This is a genomic window from Haladaptatus sp. (assembly GCF_049589095.1).
Classification (GTDB): domain Archaea; phylum Halobacteriota; class Halobacteria; order Halobacteriales; family Haladaptataceae; genus Haladaptatus.
The window spans coordinates 1-2,156 of sequence record NZ_JBAWAC010000335.1 but is presented as its reverse complement, the minus strand read 5'-3'; the positions used below and the strand labels follow the sequence as shown (position 1 = coordinate 2,156).

Below are 2,156 nucleotides of genomic sequence, written 5' to 3'. Positions count from 1 at the left end.
GACACCCTCTCGTGGGTGCGGAACGAGGGAGTGGACCACGCGACGGGCGTGGATTTTTCGCCGACCGCCATCGAGACCGCACGCGAGTTGCGTGACGAAATCGGTCTCCCGTCGGAGCGGGCGCGGTTTGTCGAGAGCGACGTCTACGAACTGCCGTCGAATCTGGACGGGACCTTCGAGGTGGTGTTCACCTCCTACGGTACCATTTACTGGCTTCCCGGTTTGGAACGATGGGCGGACGTCGTCGCCACCCACCTCGAACCCGGCGGGACGTTCTACATCGCGGACGGACATCCGCTGACGAACCCCTTTGCGTACGAAAGCACCGCCGAGAGCTTGCAGGTCGCACATCCCTACTTCAACACCGAGGCGGTCACCGAGGAGTTCGACGGTAGCTACGCCGGGTGGGACTTCGGCCTGGAAAATCAGCGCTCGCACGGGTTTTCCCACTCGATGGAAGACATCGTCACCGCGCTGATCGATGCGGGCCTCAGAATCGAGTTCCTCCACGAACACCCCTGGGCCACGTTCGGTCGGTTCGAAGCCATGGAACCGGACGACGACGACCGATGGCGACTTCCTGATATAGAATACGAGCTACCGTTCACGTTTTCGCTGAAGGCGACGAATCCCGCCTGACTATCGCTCCGGGTCGCGCCGTCGCTCGATGATGAGTTCGACGATCCGTTCCGGCTCCTCGGCCGCGAGCGAGAGGACGGCATCGTGAATCTCACGCTTTTCCTCGTCGCGGATACCCTCCCGACGGAGTTCGGGGACGACGGAGATGCCGATCGCGTCCTCGAACTCGTCCCACGTCTCGCCGCGCGCATAGAGGGGGCGTTGGCGAACTTCGGAATAGTCGAACGACGGCCCCGAGACGGAGGCGGACGACTCCTCCGTTCGGTCCGACCCCTGGTCCGATGATGACTCCGGCGAGGTGGGGGAGTCCGTGGATTCGACGACGGGGTCGTTCGAACCCTCGACCGTGTCGTCCGAGTCGTCCTCGACCGCTCCCAAATCGTCGAACGGGTTCGCATCGGTCATCGTTCGACACCTCCGTTGGCGACGATGGTGGCCAACTCGTCGAAGTTTTCGAGTTGGCTGTTGTCGGGGTCGTAATCCATCAGTGGCTGCTGTGCTTTCAACGATTTCGAAAGCGCTGCGCTGTATCGGATTCCGGGTTTCGGGGGTTTCATCTCTCCATTATCGATGGCATCGAACTGGTCGGCCGTGAGACGCGCGAAGTTCGGGACTTTTCCCTCCGTCGCGTCGGCGGTGTTGAGGTTTTCGAGCAGTTCGCGGTCTTCCGTTCGGTGATCGATCCGTTCGCGGAGTTTGTTCGGGACCAACGCGAGCACGTCGATGTCGATATACTCTCGGGAAGGGGTGATGAGTCGCTCCATCGTGCGTTTATATCCGCCGATGGAACTGGATCCGGGTTCGAGCGGGATGATGACGTTGCCCGAGGCGACCAACGCGTTGTTGTTGAGCATGCCGGGGTAGGCCGGACAGTCGAACACGATGTAGTCGTACCGCTCGCCGAGCAGTGGGTCGACGATCTTCGTCTTCACCCGTGCGGAGCCCTGCAATGCCCCCGCGAGGTCCTTTTCCACGTCTTCGAGCGAATCCGACGACGGAAGGAGATCGAACCCGAACTCCGTCTCCTGGATCAGGTCGGAGACGGTCGCGTCCCCGTTGTCGAGGATAACGTCCCCGAGGTTCGTCTCCCCCCGATAGACGGTCCCGAAGCCGAGACCGTTGGTCGCGTGGCCGTTCGGATCGAGGTCCGCGAACAGAACGCGACCGCGTTCGGAAAGCTGTCGCGCGAGGTTCATCGAAATCGTTGATTTGCCGACGCCGCCCTTCAGGATGACCACGCTTACGGCGCGTGGAGTGTCTACGGTAGCTGCCATTGTGTGACCTGCCCGTCGTGATTCTCGATTCTTGATAGATGACTCAGCCGCAAGAGCCACCTATTATGACTCGTACATTCGTTTCGACGGTTGTATGAGCCATTCTGCCGAGAGGATATAAAATTGCCGTAAGTAGATTGTTGAGGTACAATAGGTAGCTCAGCTACTATAGTTAAGGTACCTATTGTAAAAAGCACTGATAACACTCGTGAAGTCCAGAAAAGAGACCGAGTGAATGAGAGG

General features: G+C 59.7%; 3 protein-coding genes. 1 reads left to right on the top strand and 2 read right to left on the bottom strand.

Going from position 1 to position 2,156, the window contains the following annotated elements:
- A partial coding sequence (locus WBV42_RS10750) for a class I SAM-dependent methyltransferase (RefSeq protein WP_423986023.1) occupies positions 1-639 on the top strand: 639 nt, incomplete at its 5' end.
- Here the strand turns inward: WBV42_RS10750 and WBV42_RS10745 are convergent.
- Together WBV42_RS10745 and WBV42_RS10740 are read right to left on the bottom strand one after the other, a co-directional pair.
- Complete coding sequence (locus WBV42_RS10745) at positions 640-1,044, bottom strand: hypothetical protein (protein WP_423986022.1); 405 nt, start codon at positions 1,042-1,044, stop codon at positions 640-642.
- Positions 1,041-1,913 carry a ParA family protein gene (locus WBV42_RS10740; RefSeq protein WP_423986021.1) on the bottom strand — a complete coding sequence of 291 codons (873 nt, stop codon included), beginning with the start codon at positions 1,911-1,913 and terminating at the stop codon, positions 1,041-1,043. The genes WBV42_RS10745 and WBV42_RS10740 overlap by 4 nt, the downstream gene beginning before the upstream one ends.
- Positions 1,914-2,156 lie beyond the last annotated feature (243 nt).